This window comes from Streptomyces sp. 8K308 (assembly GCF_004348315.1).
Lineage (GTDB): Bacteria > Actinomycetota > Actinomycetes > Streptomycetales > Streptomycetaceae > Streptomyces.
Genome location: NZ_SMKC01000062.1, coordinates 1 through 19,646, shown reverse-complemented (window position 1 = coordinate 19,646; position 19,646 = coordinate 1). Strand labels below are relative to the sequence as shown.

The 19,646-nt window shown below is 65.2% G+C and carries 20 protein-coding genes and 1 pseudogene; 14 read left to right on the top strand and 7 right to left on the bottom strand.

The window, feature by feature from the left end:
- Positions 1–95: 95 nt before the first annotated feature.
- From E1265_RS12265 to E1265_RS12255, 3 genes are all read right to left on the bottom strand, one after another.
- Positions 96–1,343: an alginate lyase family protein gene (locus tag E1265_RS12265; RefSeq protein WP_132930326.1), complete on the bottom strand. Its 1,248-nt coding sequence runs from the start codon at positions 1,341–1,343 to the stop codon at positions 96–98.
- Between the two features lie 225 nt (positions 1,344–1,568).
- Positions 1,569–3,104: a glycosyl hydrolase family 28 protein gene (locus E1265_RS12260; protein WP_132930325.1), complete on the bottom strand. Its 1,536-nt coding sequence runs from the start codon at positions 3,102–3,104 to the stop codon at positions 1,569–1,571.
- 39 nt (positions 3,105–3,143) lie between these two features.
- Positions 3,144–4,661, bottom strand: a complete 1,518-nt coding sequence (locus E1265_RS12255; RefSeq protein WP_132930324.1) for an alpha-L-arabinofuranosidase C-terminal domain-containing protein — start codon at positions 4,659–4,661, stop codon at positions 3,144–3,146.
- A 576-nt stretch (positions 4,662–5,237) separates the two neighbouring features.
- Here E1265_RS12255 and E1265_RS12250 point away from each other — a divergent pair.
- The 7 genes from E1265_RS12250 to E1265_RS12230 all read left to right on the top strand — a co-directional run bounded on the left by E1265_RS12250 (position 5,238) and on the right by E1265_RS12230 (position 10,110).
- Positions 5,238–6,464, top strand: a complete 1,227-nt coding sequence (locus tag E1265_RS12250; RefSeq protein WP_132930323.1) for an extracellular solute-binding protein — start codon at positions 5,238–5,240, stop codon at positions 6,462–6,464.
- Positions 6,461–7,432 carry a sugar ABC transporter permease gene (locus E1265_RS12245; RefSeq protein WP_132930322.1) on the top strand — a complete coding sequence of 324 codons (972 nt, stop codon included), beginning with the start codon at positions 6,461–6,463 and terminating at the stop codon, positions 7,430–7,432. The genes E1265_RS12250 and E1265_RS12245 overlap by 4 nt, the downstream gene beginning before the upstream one ends.
- Positions 7,429–8,244: a carbohydrate ABC transporter permease gene (locus E1265_RS12240; protein WP_207931049.1), complete on the top strand. Its 816-nt coding sequence runs from the start codon at positions 7,429–7,431 to the stop codon at positions 8,242–8,244. The genes E1265_RS12245 and E1265_RS12240 overlap by 4 nt, the downstream gene beginning before the upstream one ends.
- The gene (locus tag E1265_RS36985) at positions 8,241–8,384 is read left to right on the top strand and encodes a hypothetical protein (protein WP_165953733.1); all 144 of its coding nucleotides are present in this window, start codon (positions 8,241–8,243) and stop codon (positions 8,382–8,384) included. The genes E1265_RS12240 and E1265_RS36985 overlap by 4 nt, the downstream gene beginning before the upstream one ends.
- A 42-nt stretch (positions 8,385–8,426) precedes the next feature.
- Positions 8,427–8,597, top strand: a complete 171-nt coding sequence (locus E1265_RS36980) for a hypothetical protein (RefSeq protein ID WP_165953732.1) — start codon at positions 8,427–8,429, stop codon at positions 8,595–8,597.
- Between the two features lie 18 nt (positions 8,598–8,615).
- On the top strand, positions 8,616–8,885 hold the full coding sequence (locus E1265_RS12235; protein ID WP_132930321.1) for a hypothetical protein: 270 nt from the start codon (positions 8,616–8,618) through the stop codon (positions 8,883–8,885).
- A 394-nt stretch (positions 8,886–9,279) separates the two neighbouring features.
- A complete protein-coding gene (locus E1265_RS12230; RefSeq protein ID WP_132930320.1) occupies positions 9,280–10,110 on the top strand; it encodes a transglutaminase-like domain-containing protein in 831 nt (276 codons plus the stop codon).
- Positions 10,111–10,195: 85 nt separating this feature from the next.
- On the opposite strand, the pseudogene E1265_RS40660 reads toward E1265_RS12230, so the two are convergent.
- A pseudogene (locus E1265_RS40660) lies at positions 10,196–10,342 on the bottom strand (transposase); the annotation flags it as partial.
- 507 nt (positions 10,343–10,849) lie between these two features.
- Here E1265_RS40660 and E1265_RS12225 point away from each other — a divergent pair.
- The 5 genes from E1265_RS12225 to E1265_RS12205 all read left to right on the top strand — a co-directional run bounded on the left by E1265_RS12225 (position 10,850) and on the right by E1265_RS12205 (position 14,776).
- Positions 10,850–11,332: a hypothetical protein gene (locus E1265_RS12225; RefSeq protein WP_132930319.1), complete on the top strand. Its 483-nt coding sequence runs from the start codon at positions 10,850–10,852 to the stop codon at positions 11,330–11,332.
- 292 nt (positions 11,333–11,624) lie between these two features.
- Positions 11,625–12,035 carry a hypothetical protein gene (locus E1265_RS12220; protein WP_132930318.1) on the top strand — a complete coding sequence of 137 codons (411 nt, stop codon included), beginning with the start codon at positions 11,625–11,627 and terminating at the stop codon, positions 12,033–12,035.
- Positions 12,036–12,162: 127 nt separating this feature from the next.
- The gene (locus tag E1265_RS12215; protein WP_207931048.1) at positions 12,163–13,416 is read left to right on the top strand and encodes a hypothetical protein; all 1,254 of its coding nucleotides are present in this window, start codon (positions 12,163–12,165) and stop codon (positions 13,414–13,416) included.
- Entirely contained in the window at positions 13,416–14,021 is a 606-nt protein-coding gene (locus E1265_RS12210) for a hypothetical protein (RefSeq protein WP_132930316.1), read from the top strand. Before E1265_RS12215 ends, E1265_RS12210 begins: the two co-directional genes overlap by 1 nt.
- Positions 14,018–14,776, top strand: coding sequence for an ATP-binding cassette domain-containing protein (locus E1265_RS12205; protein WP_132930315.1), 759 nt, complete (start codon positions 14,018–14,020; stop codon positions 14,774–14,776). Before E1265_RS12210 ends, E1265_RS12205 begins: the two co-directional genes overlap by 4 nt.
- A gap of 77 nt (positions 14,777–14,853) precedes the next feature.
- Here the strand turns inward: E1265_RS12205 and E1265_RS12200 are convergent, their stop codons facing one another.
- Positions 14,854–15,483, bottom strand: a complete 630-nt coding sequence (locus E1265_RS12200) for a hypothetical protein (protein WP_132930314.1) — start codon at positions 15,481–15,483, stop codon at positions 14,854–14,856.
- 236 nt (positions 15,484–15,719) lie between these two features.
- On the opposite strand from E1265_RS12200, the gene E1265_RS12195 reads away from it, so the two are divergent.
- Positions 15,720–16,241 carry a tyrosine-type recombinase/integrase gene (locus tag E1265_RS12195; protein WP_132930313.1) on the top strand — a complete coding sequence of 174 codons (522 nt, stop codon included), beginning with the start codon at positions 15,720–15,722 and terminating at the stop codon, positions 16,239–16,241.
- Positions 16,242–17,111: 870 nt separating this feature from the next.
- Here E1265_RS12195 and E1265_RS12190 read toward each other — a convergent pair.
- Together E1265_RS12190 and E1265_RS12185 are read right to left on the bottom strand one after the other, a co-directional pair.
- On the bottom strand, positions 17,112–17,477 hold the full coding sequence (locus E1265_RS12190) for a hypothetical protein (protein WP_132930312.1): 366 nt from the start codon (positions 17,475–17,477) through the stop codon (positions 17,112–17,114).
- Positions 17,478–17,858: 381 nt separating this feature from the next.
- Positions 17,859–18,182, bottom strand: coding sequence for a hypothetical protein (locus tag E1265_RS12185; RefSeq protein ID WP_132930311.1), 324 nt, complete (start codon positions 18,180–18,182; stop codon positions 17,859–17,861).
- 194 nt (positions 18,183–18,376) lie between these two features.
- Here E1265_RS12185 and E1265_RS12180 point away from each other — a divergent pair, with 194 nt between their 5' ends.
- A complete protein-coding gene (locus tag E1265_RS12180) occupies positions 18,377–19,459 on the top strand; it encodes an IS630 family transposase (protein ID WP_243740716.1) in 1,083 nt (360 codons plus the stop codon).
- The last annotated feature ends 187 nt before the right edge of the window (positions 19,460–19,646 follow it).

Below are 19,646 nucleotides of genomic sequence, written 5' to 3'. Positions count from 1 at the left end.
CATCTCCTTAGTTTCAACTTGCTTTGCCGGAAAACTGCGGGCACGGTGCCCCGCGCCACTGCTCCACGCTCGCGGGGCACCGTGACGACCGCGCGCTACTTGGCGTACATCAGCGTGCCGAAGCCGAGCTGGTCGTAGCCGCCGCTGTTGCCGCCGTAGTCGCCCCCGCCGCCCTCCACCCCGACGAAGTCGTAGTACATGCTCTGGACGTACGCGTCGCTCCAGCGCATGCGCCCGTAGTAGTGGAAGTGGATCATGGCCCATATCGGGCGGATGGTCCCACGGGCGTAGTCGGATATCACGGTCTGCTCGTTGTACGCGCAGTTGTGGCCGCTGCCCCAGGTGTAGGTGGTGAACGGCACGTCCTGGCCGATGTTGTACTTGGCGACGTACTGGGCCCCTCGGAAGAACCTCCGGCCGTCGTAGCTGTACAGGTCGACGCCCTGGTTCCAGGCCATCTCGCACAGCGCGCCCATCTGGCCGATCCCCATGACGCTGTGGGCCTGGTCGCGGCCGGCCTCCTGCCACTGGCCCAGCCCGTAGCCGACGGAGTCGGTGTGGAGGAAGGGCACGGCGTGGGCGATGGAGCCGTTGCCCGCGCCGCTCTGGAAGTAGGTGACGGCCTCGTCGAACTTGGCGCCGTCCTCACAGAGGATGGCGATGGCCATGATGGACGCCATGTTGCACAGGTCCCAGTTGGCCCAATAGTGGGTGATGCAGGTGAAGTTGTGGTCCCGCAGGAAGCCGTGGTTGATCGGGTAGAACACGTTCAGCATCATCCGCTGGAACGCCCCGAGGTCGAAGCCGCTGTAGCCGCGCAGCAACTCGCCTACGTTGGCGAACTGCCAGCCCTGGATGCCGGCGACCAGAATCGCGTCCGTGCTGCCCTGGATCGAGGTCAGGGTGCTCGACCAGGCGTTGCAGATGCGGGCCGCACAGTCAGCGTGGGCCGTATCACCGCTGATCAGCCAGCGCAGTGCGTTCTGGTAGGCGGCGGCGACGTCGTTGTAGAGGATCCTGTAGTTGTTCGAGGTCCCGGTGCCACGGTAGACGATGGACTGGGGGTTGGGGATCCAGGTGGACGCGGAGTGGGGGTTGTTGATCAGACGCTGCCAGCCCGAGGACCACGGGTCGGTGCCCGCGGCCACCCTGACCTTGGCGCGGTTGATGTCGCCGGGGTTGTGCAGCCCACCGGGGTGGGTCCACACGGTCGGCGCGGCGCCGGCGGACCACACTGAGGTGGCGCCGAGCGCCCCGGCGAGGGAGAGCCCGCCGACGGTGCGGAGCACGCCCCGTCGGCTTGGCCCAGTGTGGGTGGATGGTGGGTGGTTGTTGCGGCTCATGGTGCATCTCCAATCAAGCGGGGCCCGGCCTGGTTGGCCGGGGTGGTGCTGACTTGATCGAACTGCGGGTGCCGAGGGCCCTGCGGTTGCGTGAGCAGACCACGAGACCCACGTTGCAAGGTGTCGGCGAGGAGACGTACGCGGTGAAGGCGGTGTCCCACCGCCTTCAGGAGCTGCCGGCCACGGCCCCGCCGGGGACGCCCCGGCAGCCCGTGGCAGCGGTGATCACGAGGTGGCGGCCGCCTGTGCCGCGGCCTCAGCGGTGGTGAGGAACCTGAGGTTCCTCACGTGCTCGTTGGCGAACCACTGCGCCATGTCGGTGGTGTGGTACCAGGTGGGCTTCCTCATCGAGTCGGCGATGACCACGCCGTTGACGACGAGATTCTCAAACGTGACGTTGTCGATGCCGTGGTCCGCGTCGTAGCCGAGAAGGAGCGACGAGTTGGCGTGCGTGCCTGTGTACGTGAGGTTCTTGACGTAGACGTCCTGGATCCCGCGCCCCACCGAGGTGTTGTACTTCGGGTTGTACATCACCCTCATGTGAATCACCTGCCCCCAGCGGAAGTCCTCGATCCGGACATCCTCGATGCGGACGTTCTTCAGCAGGTTCGAGTCGCCGACGTTGAGGGCGATGCAGCCCTGGTAGTGCATCTGGGGTTCGCGGTGGTCGAGGATGTCGACGTTCTTGATGACGAGGTTCTCGATCATCTCCGGGTTGTCGGTGTTGCCGTGCGTGCCGACGTTGATCGCGTGCGCGACGTCCGCCCACAGGATGCAGTTCTGGATGGTGATGTCGCGGGTGTCGCCGTAGAAGTCCCCTCGGTGGGTGTAGAGGGAGAAGCTGTCGTCGGAGCTGCGCACGAAGCAGCCGTCGAAGGTGATGTCGGTGGAGCAGTAGAGAGGGAAGCCGTCACCCCATTGACCCCACGTGAAAACACGGGCCTTCTTGACGTGGACGTTCTCTGCTTCTCCGAAGCCCGCGCCGTTCCCGAGCAAGATGATGTCCTCGATCCAGACGTTCCTGCTGCCCTCGACGTGCACGCCGCCGAAGGTGCTGCTCGGGGGAATCAGCACGCCGTGGCCCCTGATGGCCGCCCTCTCGACGCCCACGAAGTCGACCCGTGCCTTGAGGACGGCGCCGCCCGCCAGATAGACGGTCTTGCCACTGGGGACGGTGAGGAGGTTGCCCTCGACGGTGTGCATGCCGGGGCCGTAGTAGAGGACGTCCGGGTCGTCGGCGGAGGGCGGGTTGGGGTCGATGTGGTTGGTGATGACGTGCAGGCAGTCGAAGATCTCGTCGTTGATCTGGACGACGACGTCGCGCGGCTCGTCGAGGGTGAACCGCAGTGTGTCTCCGAGGATTTCGGGCGTAATGCCCAGCGCGTCCGGTCTCACCCGGGCCTTGGTGGTGCCGCCCGGCACATAGGTGATCTCCAGTTCCACGGAGCCGCGGAAGTCGAAGTACACCATCGAGGAGTTGTAGACCCTGCCGGAGCCGGTGGTGGCGTTGATCTCCTTCGTGCGCGGCTGGTAGATGTCGAGGGTCTGCCACTGGCCGTCGGGCGCGGTGCGCACCCGCACCTGGAAGCTGGTGGTGGTGGGCATGCTGGACGGCCGCGGGTACGTGACCAGCCGGGGCGCGGCGTTCTCGTCTGTCTCGTCGGCCAGGGCCGATGAGGCGGCCAGGTTGGTGAGGCCAGCGGCGAGCACAGTGGCGCCTGCTGCCTGGAGGGTGGAACGACGTGACAGGGACGGGGACATGCGTGACTCCTTGGGTGCCGAGGGGGGGTGACGGGCGGGTCAGTCCAGCGGAGCCTGGAGAGTGAGGAACGAGTGGGGCGGCAGCGTCAGGGACAGGCCCCGACCGGTGACGGTCAGTGCGTCGAACGGGCGCGGGGCGACCGCTGCGAGGTCCTGGGGGGTGTTGTGAGCCTGAAGCTTGTCGGCCGTCAGCAGGCGGGCGGTCGGCTCGCCGACGGAGCCGCCTCGCAGGTCGAGGGTCACCTCGGCCGGCTCCTCGGCGTCCAGGTTGGACAGTGAGACAAGGACCCTCCCGTCCTTGACACTGGCCGAGGCGGACAGCGTGTCCAGTTCGGCGTCCCCCACGCGACGGCGGGCGTCGTCCGTGCTCAGGTGCACGGCGAGCGACGTGGCGTCCTGGTGGCCCTTGTTCATCTCGAACACGTGGTAGGTCGGGGTCAGGACCAGCGCGTCGCCGTCGGTGAGGAGCATCGCCTGCAGGACGTTGACGGTCTGGGCGATGTTGGCCATGTACAGGCGCTCGGCATGCTTGTGGAAGATGTCGAGGTGGGTGCTGGCCACGAGCGCGTCGCGCAGGGTGTTCTGCTGGTACAGGAAGCCCGGGTTGGTGCCCGGTTCGACGTCCCACCAGGTGCCCCACTCGTCCAGGACGAGGCCGACCTTCCGGCCGGGGTCGTAGCAGTCCATGACCGTGGAATGGCCAGTGAGGACGCGGTCGATCCTCCGGGCCTGGACCATCGTGCGGTAGTAGTCGTCGGTGTCGAAGTCAGTGGCGCTGCCCTTGTTCTCCCAGGTGCCGGGGACCGTGTAGTAGTGGACGGAGATACCCTGGAAGAAGGTCTTGGGGGTGGCTTCGCAGCCGAAGCAGTTGATCTGCTGCATCAGCGTCTTTGTCCAGGCGTAGTCGTCGTCGGCGGCGCCTGAGGCGATGCGGTACAGGGTGTTGTCGCCGTGGTCGCGACAGTAGGTGGCGTACTGGCGGACGATGTCGGCGGAGTATTCGGCGCGCATGTTGCCGCCACAGCCCCAGGTCTCGTTGCCGATGCCCCAGAACCTCACGCGCCAGGGCTCCTCGCGGCCGTTGGCCTTGCGCAACCGGACCATGGGGCTGTCGCCCTCGCGGGTGAGGTATTCCACCCACTCGCTCATCTCCTGGACGGTGCCGGAGCCGACGTTGCCGCTGATGTAGGGCTCGGCGCCCAGGAGTTCGCACAGCGCCATGTACTCATGCGTGCCAAAGTGGTTGTTCTCCTCGACGTTCCCCCAGTGCGTGTTGACCATCGCCGGCCGCTGCTCCAGGGGTCCGATGCCGTCCCGCCAGTGGTACTCATCGGCGAAACAGCCGCCGGGCCAGCGCAGGTTGGGGATGTCCAGCGCGCGCAGCGCCTGGACGACATCCAGTCGGATGCCGCCCTCGTTGGGGATCGGCGAATCCTCCCCGACCCAGAAACCGCCGTAGACGCAGCGGCCGAGATGCTCGGCAAAGTGACCATAGAGATGACGGCTGATCGTCGGACCCTCGATATCGAGATTGATAACCGCGGTGGCATCGGGCATGGACATACTCCTGTGGTGGTGTGGTGGTGCGTGAGCGATGCGATGGGGTCGCAGGGGTGCGAGGAAGGGTGGCGCGGCTCGTAGCCCAAGGCCGCCTGGTTTGCGGCGTTATGATCGATTAACAGATAGTTATCTGTAGCGATACAAACTTCCATCCCCGCGCCGGGGAGTCAAGAGTGCTGCGTCAACTCGCTCAGCCGCGGACCGCGGACACCGCTTGGCGGTTCCCGGCCTGACGCCGCGCCCCGAGCAGCCTTCGTGGCACGAGCCGCCCAAGTCTCCGTTCACGCAGGTGGGAACGGCCTTCCTCACCGCGGGAGGCTTCGGCGGACGCCAGACGCTCGCGGCCGCCAGGCCCGGGTGAGCAAGTTGACGCAGGACTCTTGACTCCCCGGCGCGACGATGGGAGCTTGTATCGCTACAGATAACTATCTGTTAATGGGCCATAACTCTGCAAACTAGGTGGCAATGGGCTATAAGCCGCGCCACCCCTCTCCTGCGTCTCTGTGACCCCATCGCATCGCTCACGCACCACCACAAGCTCAACTGAAGGAGGTGTGTCTCATTTCGAGACACTTGAGACGTCTGACCGCCGCGCTTGCCACGGCCACCGCACTGACCGTGTCCGCCTGCGGTGGCGGCGGCGGCGCGGATGACGGCACCACCACGCTGACACTGCTGTCATGGAACAACGAAGAGACCATGACACCGGTCCTGGAGGCGTTCGAGAGGGCCCACCCTGACGTTCGCGTCGAGGCGTCCTACTCGCCCCCGGTCGCGGAGTACATCCAGGCCCTCCAGACCCGCGTGCTGTCCGGGACCGCTCCGGATGTCTTCCTCATCGCCGCGGAGAACAAGACCAACCTCATTCAGGGCGGGCACGTGCTCGACCTGGCTGGCGAGGACTTCCTGGCCAACGTGCCGGAGTTCAATCAGCGGACCTACGGTGCCGACGGCGCGGTCTACGGGCTGTCGCTGGGGTCCTGGGGTGCCGGCATCCTGTACAACGAGGACCTGCTCGCCGAGGTCGGCGCCGAGGCGCCGCCGGAGACGTGGGAGGGGTTCCTGGATCTGTGTGCCGAGTTGAAGGACGCCGGCATCACGCCGTACCTGGAGCCTGTGGACGCGATGCCCGGAGTGCTCTCGGCGTTCCTCGGGGCTCATAACGCCTCCATCGGCCACACGATGGACGACGAGATATTCAGCGGCGCCTCGACGTTCGAGGAGCAGTGGACACCGAGCCTGGAGGAATACCACCGCCTCTACGACGAGGGCCTGGTGACGCGGGACACCGTCGGTCTCACCGGCGACCAGGTGGACGCTGAGTTCGCCAACGGCCGGGTGGCGATGATGATCGCTGGGCCGTGGGCGGTGCCCGGGCTGCGGGAGGCGGCGCCGGAGCTGAACTTCCGGATGGTGCCGGTGCCGGGGGTGGACGGCGGCGAGCCGTATCTGGCCGGCGCGGCGAACCCCGGCTACGCCATCAACCCCGATTCCGACCACATCGAGGCCGCCAAGACCTTCCTGTCCTACCTCGCCTCTCCGGAGGGCATCGAGGTCCTGCAGGCATCCGAGGGCTCCATCACCGTCACCAGCGACTTCGATCCGCCTCTGGACGAGGCGCTCGACCCGATCATCGAGGATGTGCGCGCCGGGAACGTCTACCTGCCGCAGATCGGCTGGCAGCGCGCCGAAGACGTGCTCAACCTGGAAGCCGTGGCGCAGATCCAGCGCATGGTGCAGGGGGAGATCTCGCCGCGCGAGGTGGCCCAGGCGCTGGACGACAAGCTCGCGTCGTCATGACCGTCGCCACCGCCGCCTCGCCGCGGCCCGGCACCGGCGACGACGCCGGTTCCGCGACCGCCCGCCGCCGCCGGACCGACAAGTCCGGCGGCTGGCGGGAGGCCGCCGCGTACCAGCTGTTCCTGGTGCCCGTGGCCGCCGTCTTCATCGTGTTGTTCGTCATCCCGCTCGGGCAGACCTTCTACTGGAGCCTGACCGACTTCACCGGATACTCCACCGACGTCACCTTCATCGGCCTTAAGAACTACCGGACCATCCTCTCCGACCCCTCGATGCTCGCCGGGCTGTCCTTCACGCTGCTGTTCGCCGTCGGCACGACGCTCCTGACCACCGTCATCGCCATCCCGCTGGCGGTGGCGCTGAACCAGCGGCTGATCGGACGGAACTTCGCCCGCTCGTTGTTCTTCTTCCCCGCCATCCCCAGCATGGCCGTCCTGGGCCTGGTGTGGGGATACATCCTCTCCCCCCTCGGGTCCGGCGTGCTCAACTCGGTGCTGGACTCGACGCTCGGACTCGGGCCGGTTCCCTGGCTGTCGGACCCCACGCTGGCCAAGCTCTCGGTAATCATGGTGGGCGTCTGGGGCGGCGCCGGCTGGCACGCCGTGCTGTACCTGGCCTACCTGCAGTCCATTCCGGCCGAGTACTACGAGGTCGCCACGATCGACGGAGCGAACGCCCGGCAGCAGTTCTTCCACATCACCCTGCCGCTGCTCATGCCGGCGATGGTGATCAGCCAGTTCCTCCTGATGACCGGCGGGCTGAAGGTGTTCGACCTGCCCTACGCCCTCACCAACGGCGGACCGGGTTTCGCCACGCAGACCATCACCCAGTCGATCATCGTCAACGGCGTCGGGCAAGGCCAGTACGGCATCGCCTCCGCACTGGCCGTGCTCTTCACCCTCGCCGTCGCGGTGCTGTCCTTCAGCCAGCTGCTCATCTCCCGGCGGATCGAAAGGAAAGTGCTGTGACGCGCCGCCGTCCCCTGCTGAGCGTCGTCGTGATCGGTCTTGCCTGCCTGGTCGGCATGCCGCTGTACTACATCGTCGTCAACACCTTCAAGACCCAAGACGAGATGGTCAGCTCCCCGCTCGCCCCGCCGACTTCCCTCTACCTGGACAACTACCTGGAGGTCTTCGACAAGGTCCCGCTGGCGCAGAGCTTCGGCAACACCCTCTACGTCACCGCCGGCGCCATCGTGGTCCAGCTGTTCGTCGGCGCCACCGCGGCCTACGGCATGATCCTGCGCGCCACCCGGTTCAACCGCACCGTCGGCATCCTGCTGCTCCTGGCGTTCGTGATCCCCGGCCAGGCCACGCTGATCCCGCTCTACCGCACCCTGGTGGACTATGAGCTCGTCGACACCCTCAACGGGCTCATCTTCATGTACGCCGGCGGCTCGATCTTCTGCTTCTTCCTGATCCAGGGCTATATCCGCACCCTGCCGTTCGAGATCATCGAGGCCGCCCGGATCGACGGCGCCGGGGTCCTCCAGATCTTCTGGCGGATCGTGCTGCCGCTGATCCGCCCGATCCTGGTCACCGTCGGCATCTTCCAGACGATGTGGGTCTGGAACGACTTCGTCCTGCCCACCGTCATCATCTCCTCCCCGGACAAACGCACCATTGTGCCGCAGGTCTACAGCGCCGTCGGAGAGTTCTCCACCGACTGGCCGGCGTTCATGACGCTGTCCGTGATCGCCCTGATCCCCATGGTGATATTCTTCGTCTTCACCCAGCGCCACATCATCAGCGGGCTGCTCGCCGGGGGAGTCAAAGGATGAGCAACGCCACGACCGCGCCCGGCTTCCGGGAGTTCCGGGAGCCGGGCGCGCCGCTGTACACCGACCCCGTCCATCACGCCCCCATCGATCCGACGCGCATTGAGGCGCCGGACGGGACCTGGCGGGTGCTTTACACCTAGCGCCGGGCCGGCGACGGGGGCCTGACCTGGAGCCACCTGGGCGTGGTCGCCGGACTCGACCCCCATCCCTGGCGCAACACCCCCTGGGCGCCGGAGATCGTGTGGGCCGAGGGGCGCTACCACATGTTCCTCAGCTACCTCCGGGGCGTGCCGTCGGCGTGGGAAGGCCACGCCCGTTTCATCCGCCACCTGGTATCCGACGATCTCGAATAGTGGCAGGACCTCGGTGAGGTGCCGCTGTCGTCCGACCGCGTCATCGACGCCTGCGTTCATCCGTTGCCCGGTGGCGGCTACCGGATGTGGTTCAGGGAAGAGGCGCGCGGCTCGGTTACCTGGGCGGCGGATTCCCCCGATCTGATCACTTGGGGTGCCGCCGGGCCGGTCCTCCAGGATCCGAGGCACGAAGGGCCGAACGCGTTCGAACTCGGCGGCTGGTACTGGATGGTCACCGACGAGTGGCGCGGCTTGGGCGTCCACCGCTCCACCGACCTGTCCACCTGACAACGCCAGGGCCTGATCCTCGACAGCCCCGGCAAGCGGCCGTTCGACACCGGCCACGGCCACCACGCCGACGTCGGCACCGGGTACGGCGGCTCCCAACCCGCGCCCGAGGTGTTGCTCATGGGTTTCCTCGGTCGTGCGCGGAGTCGGCGATCTTGAAGCTTGCGGATGTCCACGAGAAGTGACGTCAGTCATGGGGGACGGCCCACCGCCCGGAGGGCGGGGGGCCGTCGAGTGCGTAGCCGCAGACATCTGCCGGCCTTGGCGGGCTCTTCGGCTCGGGCCCGTGATGGTCGGGTAAGAAGCAGCAACGTCGCGGTGAGTTTCGGCAACACCGTGGACGGCTGGGCTGCACCGGGCCGGATGTCAGACTCGCCGCATAGCATGCCCGGCTATGGCCGATGACGTGCTCAACTACTCCCAGTCCGGACTTTTCACGAGCCTGGACGCGACGCAACTCCAGCTCATCGAGAGCCTGCCGGATGACCCCGTTGGCATCTGTGCCGCCGCGCAGGGCCTGGTCATTCAGCCCGCGGACGCCACCGCGGTAGGCATTCCTGAGGCACGGCTCGCGGAGAAGAACATCCGACCGGTCAGCGAGCTGATCGCCGCCCTGATCGCCCTCGATTCATCCCCGCTGCACCAGGCTCGCACCCCCGAGACACGGGTGATCGGCACATGCCGACACTTCGCCACCATCGCCTGCGCATTCCTGCGAGCGAGGGGCATCCCCTCGCGGGCCCGGTGCGGCTTCGGGACCTACTTCCTGGAGGGCTGCGGCGTCGACCACTGGATCACCGAGTACTGGAACGCCGACCAGCGGCGCTGGGTGCGCGTTGACACCGAACACCTCGGCAAGACACATGTCGAGCGTCCCGAGGATCTCGCTGTGGGCGAGTTCCTGACCGGCGGCGAGGCGTGGATTCAGTACCGCCAAGGTTTGGTCGACGGGCAGAAGTTCGGGGTGGCCGGTGTCGACTTCGCCTGGGGACCGGCCGAGATCAGCGGCAACGCCGTCCGCGACCTCGCGGCGCTCTGCAAACAGGAAATGCTGCCCTGGGACGAATGGGGCCGTATGACTGACGCTTATCAGGGCAAGACGGGTCCCGACTACGACCAGCTCATCGACGAGGTCGCCGATGCCTGCTCCAAAGAGGATCCGCCGGCCCTGACTCGACTGTTCACCCGGGAAGACTTGGCCGTTCCCCACGGCATGGCCGGATGAACCGAGTCCGGGGACTGGCAGCGGAGCGCCGGCGACCGCGCCAGTCCCCGGCTGCTCAGGCCCTGAGCTCTACTGAGCTTGACGTTTATCCTCGGCGGGCTTCGTGCTCCTTGATGGTCTCGGCGCGTTTGACAGTCTTGCCGACGTCGTGGCGCTTGGCGCGGTGTGTGTTCTTCGATCCGGGTGGTCGTCCCGGGCCGGGGCGGGATAGTTTCAGTGCGGCTGCTGGGCAGGCCGTGCCCGGGGCGGTTCACTTCGATATCTGGCTGAATACTGCACCGTCAATAGCCATCAGATGAGCGAATCCTGCGCCTGGTTCCGCAGAGTCGCGGCCGTGTCCCTGATCTTCCTCCCAAGGAGGAGCAGTTACGCCGTTCCTACCACGTCAGACGCTGAAGTCTGGGTGAGGCCATCGGCCCTGCCCCCCGCGGGTCCGGACACAGCGTGCGGTACAAAATCCGCCACCAGGCGGCACCGCCGCTGCGCCCATCACCACCGCAGGGACGTTGTCTCAAGTGTTCGGCTGTCCCTGCCCCCACTCTTCGGAAGCGGCGCGTGAGACGGGGGCATCCTCGCCAGTGACTCCTTCGGGGTCAACTCTCGCGGGGCACCAATCCCCCCTGTCCGGACAAAGGCCGCCCATCGCAAGATGCGCACATAGTGGTCGTTTGACCTCCCCTTGACCGTTACGCAGTGCATACATATGGTGTACGCGCCCTTAAGAGGTGGGGGCTTCGAAATGAACGGACAAGTCATCAAGGCTCGTGTCGCCGTGGTGGCCGAAATTGTCGCCATTGGCTCTCTCGGGGGGATTCCGAGCGCTTCGGCCGTTTCGGCGGCTCGCGTCGGCGAGGGTGAACCGACGGTTCTCAACTGGTCCAGCTACCTGGATTCCGTGGGGCCAGGTTTTCAGTCTCGCCGATGGGAAGATGTGGACTACTCGGAAGTGCGCTTCACAGGCTGTAGCACGAGTTGGCTTTATCCCGCCTTCCCCGAGAGCGCCGAAGTAGAACTTCGACAGGATCGCTCTCTCCAGCCAGATCGGTCCTGGGGGACCAAGACCGCCAGTAACTGCTTCGAAAGCGGCGGTAGTGTAAGCGCTGGCGAATGGACAGGGTTGGCGTCGGGCAACCACTTCTTCCAGATCGGTCTGATCAATGGGTCCTACGACTACACGCTCAGCGTCGACAGTGTCGTAGTCGACACCACTCACGCAGACTGAGCAGCATCACGGTTGGCCTGTCGGCGACCAAGATCCGTGGACTCATATTCACTCGTAATCTTTGGTCGTGCGCGGGCTGATTTTCCGCGCCGAGAGAGCGGCGCCGCAGAACATCACTGGTCGCGGCGCCGCAGTGCCGCGCACATGTTTGCGCATGCTCGCGCGCCCGCAGTGACGCGGCGTTAGCAAAGCAATGACCATCACCTGAGGAGGAATTCCCATGCGGAGTACACGGACACGCGTCGCCGTAGTGAGTGGAGTTCTCGCTGCCACCTGGTTGGCGAGCATGCCCATGGCTTCAGCCGCCACCATGGAAGTCACCGCTGATGAGGGTGACTTACAGGTACAGAACTGGAGCAGCAGCATGACCGGAGTACTGACCGGATTCCAGTCGCGCCGCTGGGCCGACGAAAACTACACGGAGCTCATCTTCCGAGGTTGCACGACGAGCACACCCGTGTACGCACCGGACCAGAGCACCGAGATCGATATGCGCCACGATCGTACGGCTCTGCCCGACATCAGTTACGGCCGGCAGACTGCGTACAACTGCTTCGACGGTCCAGCAGAGGAGAGCCGCGGTGAGTGGAACGGCCTGGAACCGGGTGACTACTTCTTCCAGATCACCAGGATCAACGACTCCGAAAGCGGTTACAGGCTGAGCGTCGACTACGTGGCGGTCGACACTACGGCGCAGGACTGAAATCCTTCTGGAAGAGGCCCGATCCCTCGGGCCCCTCCTTCCGCGTTAGGTGTCTCTTTTTCTGATGAAAACTTGGTCACGGCTGCGGGTCAGCAGCGCGCTGTGGGCCTTCCCACTCGTCGCGGGCATGGCCGTCTTCTACTTCTTCGTGAGCTTCGTCCCGGAGTTCCGCTCTTACGAGGACCAGCCGGATTACGCACCCACCGTCACCTCCTCAGTGCTGGCGAGCGCATACGCCCTGATCTACGCGGCTGCTTCCTCCCTGGCCGCCTGGGAGAGCGGCCGTCTCAGGAGGGACGGGGTTTGGACCCTGGCGCCGGCCCGGCACCGACTCCGCGTCGCCGCGGACGTCCTGTTACCCGTGATCCTCCTGGCATGGCTCGTGACCACCGTGGTCGTGGCCATGGCACTGATACGGCAGGGCATCGCGCCCTCGCTGCCGAGCCTGGTCTTGCCCGCACTCGCGATGACGGTCTCACTGGCCCACGCGGTGATCGGCTTCGTGGTCGGACTCGTCGCGCCACGGCTCATCGCCGCCCCCCTGCTGGCCGTGGGTGTGTTCTATGCCGTGGCCGCCAGCTGGTCGTACGAGCCCTTCTGGCTTCGGCACGTTTCCGGGCAGTTTCCCGTGGACCTCATGTACGGCGAACTGCCCACGCTCAGGGCCTTGGTGCCGCATATCCTCTTCGCGGGGAGTATCGCCACCGGACTGGTCGTGCTGTGCGCCCTGCGGAGCGGCACGCGGCAGCGGATCGTGCTGACCGCGCTGGGTTGCGCGATCGCCGTTGCCGGCACGGTGACCGCGCAGCGGATGACAGCTGACTGGGATTTCAACCCACCGCTCAGCACCGGCCATGTTCCCGTGCGCTGCGTGGGCACGGCCCCGGCGGTCTGCGCCCCAGAAGCGATGGCCGGAGATTTGGACGTAATACAAGGCGAAGTAAGGGCCGCCCTCGCCCAGTTGAACGCCGCAGGTGTCAGCACTTCGGATCTGACGAGCGTCAACGACAGCAGCGCGAGCGGACGCCACGCACCAGCATCCACGACGCAGGCCTGGTGGTTCTCGCTTGTCAACAGCCATCGCTCCGGAACGACACCGCTGGCGATCGTCACCCACGCCGTCCGCTTCCCGTGCGATGAGCCCGATCCTGTCATCTCTCGGAGCGCGATGCTCTGGGCCGCCGTCACGGCCGACGCCGAGGATTTCTATCTGGATTGGCAGCAGGATGAGATGCGCCAGTACATCGACGGCGAGAGCTGGCTCGCGGAGGCGAGGGACCGCGTCGCCGAGGCTCGTCGTCTGCCTTTACCTGAGCAGACCGAGTGGTTCCACGCGGAGATGCGACGGGCCTGTGCGCCGACCGCCGAGGAAGATCGCTGATGTGGTGGTGGTTCAAGGCCCGACGAGGACATGCCGTCCTGCTCCCGGCGCTCGCCGCCTTCTGCGCGATGCTGGCCGCTCTCCAGGACTCGGTCGTCTCCCTGCCATCCCTGTTGACCGGCTCGGCGAACCCGGTGCTGTTCGTGCTCATGGCGCCCATCCCCGTCTGTTCCGCACTGGCGCTGTCCCTCGATTCCCGGCTGGATGAGGCAGAACAGACAAGTGTCCGGCGACCGCGCCTCCTGGACGCTGCCCTGATTCTGGGGGTCCTCGTCCTCTCCCTTGGAGCCGGTTGGGCGCTGGACACCGTCTCCGGGACGGCGACGGGGCTACCCGCCGGCCGGAACACCATCTTCCTCACGGGGCTCATGCTCGTCCTCCGCGCAGTGGTCGGATCACCGGCCGTCATGGCGCCCGTAGCCTGGATCTTCGCAGTGATCCTTTTCGGGCTCAGCAACAGCAACCACCCCGCTTTCTGGACGGTTCTGCCCGAGACCTGGGGCGATCCGGTCGCGGCACTGGCCACGGCCTGCGCCATCACGGCGGGACTGGCCGCATACCTTGGCACCCGCCGTCCCGCCACCGGCGAGAAGGGAAGAACATGACCCTCGAACTACGCTCCTGCACATACGCGTACCGCCGATGGACGGCACCCGTACTCAAGGACCTCGACTACACACTGCCACCGGGGCTGACGATCCTCCTCGGCCCGAACGGAGCCGGAAAGTCCACCCTTCTCAAGCTGGCCGCCTCCGTCAACCTGCCTCGTAGCGGCACTGTGGCCCTGGATGGCACGCCGTCTCGCAGCCGTACCTACCGGCGGTCCGTCGCCTGGATGCCTCAGCACATCACCGCGATGTCCCACCTGACCGCGAGGGAGCAAGTCGCCTACACAGGCTGGCTGAAGGGCATGAACCGCCGCGACGCCTGGGACAAGGCGGCGGGCGCCCTGGCGCGCGTCGACCTGGAAGCGCAGGCGGACACCAAGGCCGCCAAGCTCTCCGGCGGCCAGCTCCGCCGCGTAGGCGTCGCGTCCGCGCTGATACACGGAGCGCGCGTCATGCTTCTCGACGAACCGACCGCCGGCATGGACCCGCGTCAGCGCCGGGTCTTCCGCGACATCCTCCGGTCACTGACCGGAGACGTGCCCGTGCTGCTGTCCACCCACGACGTGGCGGATCTGGCCGAAGAGTCCGACAACGTGACCGTCATCGACGAAGGGCGCGTGCTCTACACCGGCACGACCACTGGTTTCCTGGCCCATGCACCGGAAGGAGTGCCGTCCGGCCGGATCGCCGAGGCCGCTTACACAGCTCTGAGCGAGCCTGAGAAACCACGGAGCGAACCGCGCGGCCAATGACGGCGTTCTGCCCCGACACCGGCATCATCTCAGTGATCGAGTGGCTGCCGACGCTGGCCAGGAGGACCACCGGGGAATCACGGTCCGGGCGTGTGGCGGGGCAGCACCAGGCCAGCGCGGTCAGCGGCAGCGGCGCGCAGTGACTCGAGAAGTCGACAGGCCGGGTAGTCACTGAACGCCGGATACCGCCGGCGGTGATAGCGAGACCAGTAACTGACCGCTCGACGCTCCGTTCGCGCGAAGAACGAGGCGTTCCCCGCGACGAATTCCCCGTAAGACCGCTGGTGGGCAGACCCCGCTTCCGTGAGGTGGGGCAGGTCCCGTGCGATCGTCTCCAGGATCTCCACGACGTACTCACCGACGAGTTGGACCACGAAGGGAACCGCCCACGGCTCACTGGAGCCGACGACCTGTTCGACGTGGCGCTGACGGATTCGTCCGTCGCTGTGCCGCGTGTACAGGCAGTGCAGGACGGTCGCTTCGGTCGCCGCGAGTGTGCGCACCGTGCTCTCTGGAGGTTCATCGTGGTAGATGCGATAGGGGATGGTCACCGCCTGGCCGGCAACTGTGACCGAAAACGGCGACGCTGGCGCGAGCCGGCCCTCCGGCATGGCCGCCAGTGACGGCCGTGCACGATCTCCGAGCCACGTCGGAAAAGCTCGCACCAGCGCGTTGTCGGGTTCCCCTGCGGTGCGGAGCTGCTGCACGACAGGAGCCTACGACCTCGGCTGCCGCCAGTTGCAGCGGTTCCTCGGTCTTTGGGCAGTCGAAGGAACATTACGGCCTGAGCCGCCTGGTCTTTCGGGTCATAGCAGACCAGGCCCATCGATGAGGCAACTTCGGCCGCGTAGGCTGAGGCTTCTTCCGCCATGCCGTAGCACATCGGGAAGTAGATGAATGGCCCTTTGGCCTCTCGCTCCTCACTGGCGCGCGAACCGAGGAACTGCGCCCGCTCACCTGGGATCACGTCGACCTTGACGGACGCCCACACGCCGATCCGCCGGTCCCCCCGCACATCGCGGTCTGGCACTCCGTCCGCCGAAGCGGCGACACCAAGACCCGGAAGAGCCGACGCACGCTGGCCCTGCCCCACCGCTGTATCTCCGCCCTGCGACGGCACCGCCGAGCACAGGAACGACAGCGGAGAATCGCCGGCCACGGGTGGCAGGACAACAACCTCGTCTTCGCCTCCGACGTGGGCACGGCCCTGGACGCCGCCAACGTCCGCCGCGCCTTCCGCCGGGCCATCGCCAAGGCCGACGGCATCAACCCCACCGAGTGGACACCGAGAGAGCTGCGGCACAGCTTCGTGTCCCTGCTGTCCGACAACGACGTCCCCGTCGAGGAGATCGCCCGACTCGTGGGCCACTCCAGCACCGAGACCACCGAGAAGGTCTACCGCAAGCAGATCCGCCCCGTCATCCAGACCGGAGCACTGACCATGAACCGCATCTTCCAAGGCTGAAGCGAACGAGCCGGACGCAGGCCGGGCCGACATGGAGACGCGGAAGGCAGTTCGACGGGGGAACCGCCGCCGCAGGTTGACGGTCAAATGCCGCGTTTCGGACACTTGCGTCCGGGACAAGAGCGCTAGTCACTCAGTTAGTCACGCAGGAGGCCCCCTCCCTTGCGGGAGGGGGCCTCTGACCTGTGGAGCTAAGGAGAATTGAACTCCTGACCTCTTGCATGCCATGCAATCCAGCACCCCGAAGGGTGGGTCACATCAGCCCGCTGACCTGCACGAGTCATCCTCCGACGTCCACCGCGGTCGGCGGCGATCCGCGCCTGTTGTCACTCAGATAGTCACTCACACTGATGGCTCAGCACCACTGTCAGCCGATACGCACGCTTCGGGTGAGGACGCCGCTCATGGGCGCTCATGCAGTAAGAAAGACGGTGCAGTCCGCGTCGTCCGCGGTGACCAGGGGCATGGGACTCGAATCCGTGATCCCCGCCCACTCGCATGTGATACGACGTGTCCGCGCCGACCGGCACCCCTCTGCGCTCAGCATCGAGCACGGTGCCCGGGTCGAACTCCTCATCGGAGTCGAGCTCCACATAGCCGTTGCCCGAGAGGAATCAGGGGTCCCGGTCACAGGGTGTCGTGAACCTCGCAGACATCGGGTAGCCGTCGAGCCCCTGTGAGGCGGTGTACTAAACAACCTCGGAACGAGTTCGTGATCGGACAACGCCTCCTACAACGACACGTCCACCGGCGCGTCGTCATACTGGTTCGGAAAATGGGTGTCCTCGCCCGTGGACCAGTACCAGACGAGGACACCACCGACGAGGATGACGCCCAGCAGAACCCCTTAATTCAAGCTCGGATCTCCTTTCAGTGCACAAGGACAGTAACTCGACTCGCCCAATTGACATCATCCACGAAGACGGTTACGCGGACGGCTCCACGGTTGACGAGGGCCGTGAGAACGGCTCGCTCGTCTGAATCATGAATTCGAAGCTTTCCAAGCCGTGACTCGACTACTCCTGAAAATACCTCGGTCAGTCCGCCTATTTCACTGTCCTGAACGTGGTCTCGATAGACCACCACCTCGACCGGACCATCGACGATGCTCTGAACTGCCACATAGAGGGAGCCTTGATCCAAGTGCACGTACTGAGTTGCGGCGTCCCAGTCGTCGTGAGTCGCACCGCTCTCCGAATCTTCGATCACGAGAAGCCCATGCTCGAAGCACGTCACGAAAGAACCCAGTAGATTGTCAGCAGAAGGCCGAATTCTCCACCTCCATGCGATGCAGCGAAAATCGGTCAGCCTGTTCCACTAGGAGTCTGTTCTGCGATTCCAATAGGGCACGAGAAAGCCCTCTTACACAAGGAAACAAGCGCTGTTTGTAGCATCCCACAAACGACGCCCAATACCTACTCCTTGCTTCAAGTAGACCAGCAACGGTGCCCTCAATGAGCATTATTCGATCACATCAAGAACTCGATAAGCCGCACTTTGCTAGATGGCCCATTGGGGCGGACAGTGCTAGCCCGGAGACACGAGACAGTAGTCGGGAACATCCGACCCAGATCGTTCGTGATGTGGCTGCACTCCACGGGAGCGCGATCTGTCGATTCACCGGGAATCAACGAGCACTCTCCTTGCCTCCACCCATCGCTTCTCGAAGTCCTCCGCAGGGATTTCACACGCCTGTGGCTGGCCCTGCCAACCTTCTGCTGTACCTTCTGCAAGAACTCCATATTGTCCCTCATAGCGACCCATCGCGGCCAGATCGGCATTGTTACGCAGTTGCAGCACTTCCTCCAAAGAAGCAGCCGTCACTGGCTTTGAGTCTTCGCGTCGAAGCTCAACCTGTCTGGTTACCCGGCCCTCGTCATCAACCTCAAAGTACAACCAGAGGTCTTCGTCCTCATAGCAGGTGCGGAACCATATCGCCATGAGGCTATCCTGCACTAGCCATGAACTGAAGATGCCTCGCCGCCACCAGACACCTCTTCAGATACACCACCAGGATCCACCGCACATATCAATTAAACCTCGACATGAAAACAATATCCATCAGTCTAGTGTCTCGTGATCCTGTCGGCGTTACTTGATCTTGCCTGTCTCGTTCTATCGGCATGGAGCTCTCTGTGAAACAGGTCGCCGAACTGCGGGAGTTGGTGAGCAGTTGGGACGTTCCTGCCGATATCGCCACGCGGGGTCGGATCGTCTTGTGGTCGGGTGAAGGGCACCGCCGCAAGGATATTGCCGAGCTGCTTGGCATATCGCTGCCGACGGTGGATCGCTGGAAGCGTCGTTACGCCGAGCAGGGCCTGGCCGGGCTGGAAGGTGACCGTCCTGGTGGTGCGCGGGAACAGGTGCCGGCGCGAGTGCGGGCCCGGGTGATTGCCTTGACGCGTATGACGCCGCCGGATGGCACAGGTCTTTCGCACTGGTCGACGCGGGAGTTGGCGAAGTATCTGAAGCGGGTCGAGCACACCACCGTGTCCTGGCACTACATCGCCCGGATCTGGCGGGAGGAGAACCTGAAGCCACACCGCAGCAGCACGTTCAAGATTTCGAAGGATCCTGCCTTCGCGGAGAAGGTGGCCGATGTGATCGGTCTGTATCTGGCCCCGCCGGGTGGTGCGGTGGTGCTGTCCATCGACGAGAAGACGCAGATCCAGGCGCTGGACCGGACCCAGCCCGTGCTGCCGGTCACCTTCGCGGCCAGCGAGAAGCGCACGGCCGACTACGTGCGCCACGGCACCACGAATCTGTTCGCCGCTCTGAATGTCACCACCGGCGAAGTGCTCGGCGAGTGCAAGCCGACCCGGGACGGGAAGGACTTCCTGGCCTTCCTGAAGAAGGCCGTCAGACCTCATGCGGGGAAGGAAATCCATGTCGTCCTCGACAACCTCTCCACGCACACCACCCCTGAGGTCAAGGAGTGGTTGGTGAAGAACCCGCAGGTCCACTTCCACTTCACTCCCATCGGCTCGTCGTGGCTGAACCAGATCGAGATCTGGTTCGGAATCCTGACCCGGCAGGCGATCCGCCGCGGCACGTTCTCCACCGTCCACGTCCTCATCAAGCAGATCCGTGACTACATCAACTCCTGGAACGAGACCGCGAAACCGTTCACCTGGACCGCGACCGCCGGCGAGGTCCTCGCAAAGGTCAGACTCGTCGCGACCAACGTGAAGAAACTCGTCAAAAACAACTCGAAGTGATACGAACGGGATCACGAGACACTAGTTCCTCCCCGAACTCAATATTCGACCAGCCAGAGCTAGCCTCGAAGTTTCGTGACGGGCTGCCGAGGGATTCGGTGGCCTGTTTCCGTGCCGTGAGCTGAGTCTGTGCGGGGCGAGGGCCCGAGTGTCGTCTCGGGGTGTCGCCGGGTTCCACTGCTCCGGG

Bases quoted from the DNA above. Each gene is read 5' to 3' on its own strand.
- E1265_RS12265 (WP_132930326.1), bottom strand. From the start codon at position 1,343: ATGAGCCGCAACAACCACCCACCATCCACCCACACTGGGCCAAGCCGA.
- E1265_RS12260 (WP_132930325.1), bottom strand. From the start codon at position 3,104: ATGTCCCCGTCCCTGTCACGTCGTTCCACCCTCCAGGCAGCAGGCGCC.
- E1265_RS12255 (WP_132930324.1), bottom strand. From the start codon at position 4,661: ATGCCCGATGCCACCGCGGTTATCAATCTCGATATCGAGGGTCCGACG.
- E1265_RS12245 (WP_132930322.1), top strand. From the start codon at position 6,461: ATGACCGTCGCCACCGCCGCCTCGCCGCGGCCCGGCACCGGCGACGAC.
- E1265_RS36985 (WP_165953733.1), top strand. From the start codon at position 8,241: ATGAGCAACGCCACGACCGCGCCCGGCTTCCGGGAGTTCCGGGAGCCG.
- E1265_RS12230 (WP_132930320.1), top strand. From the start codon at position 9,280: ATGGCCGATGACGTGCTCAACTACTCCCAGTCCGGACTTTTCACGAGC.
- E1265_RS12225 (WP_132930319.1), top strand. From the start codon at position 10,850: ATGAACGGACAAGTCATCAAGGCTCGTGTCGCCGTGGTGGCCGAAATT.
- E1265_RS12220 (WP_132930318.1), top strand. From the start codon at position 11,625: ATGGCTTCAGCCGCCACCATGGAAGTCACCGCTGATGAGGGTGACTTA.
- E1265_RS12215 (WP_207931048.1), top strand. From the start codon at position 12,163: ATGGCCGTCTTCTACTTCTTCGTGAGCTTCGTCCCGGAGTTCCGCTCT.
- E1265_RS12210 (WP_132930316.1), top strand. From the start codon at position 13,416: ATGTGGTGGTGGTTCAAGGCCCGACGAGGACATGCCGTCCTGCTCCCG.
- E1265_RS12205 (WP_132930315.1), top strand. From the start codon at position 14,018: ATGACCCTCGAACTACGCTCCTGCACATACGCGTACCGCCGATGGACG.
- E1265_RS12185 (WP_132930311.1), bottom strand. From the start codon at position 18,182: ATGGCGATATGGTTCCGCACCTGCTATGAGGACGAAGACCTCTGGTTG.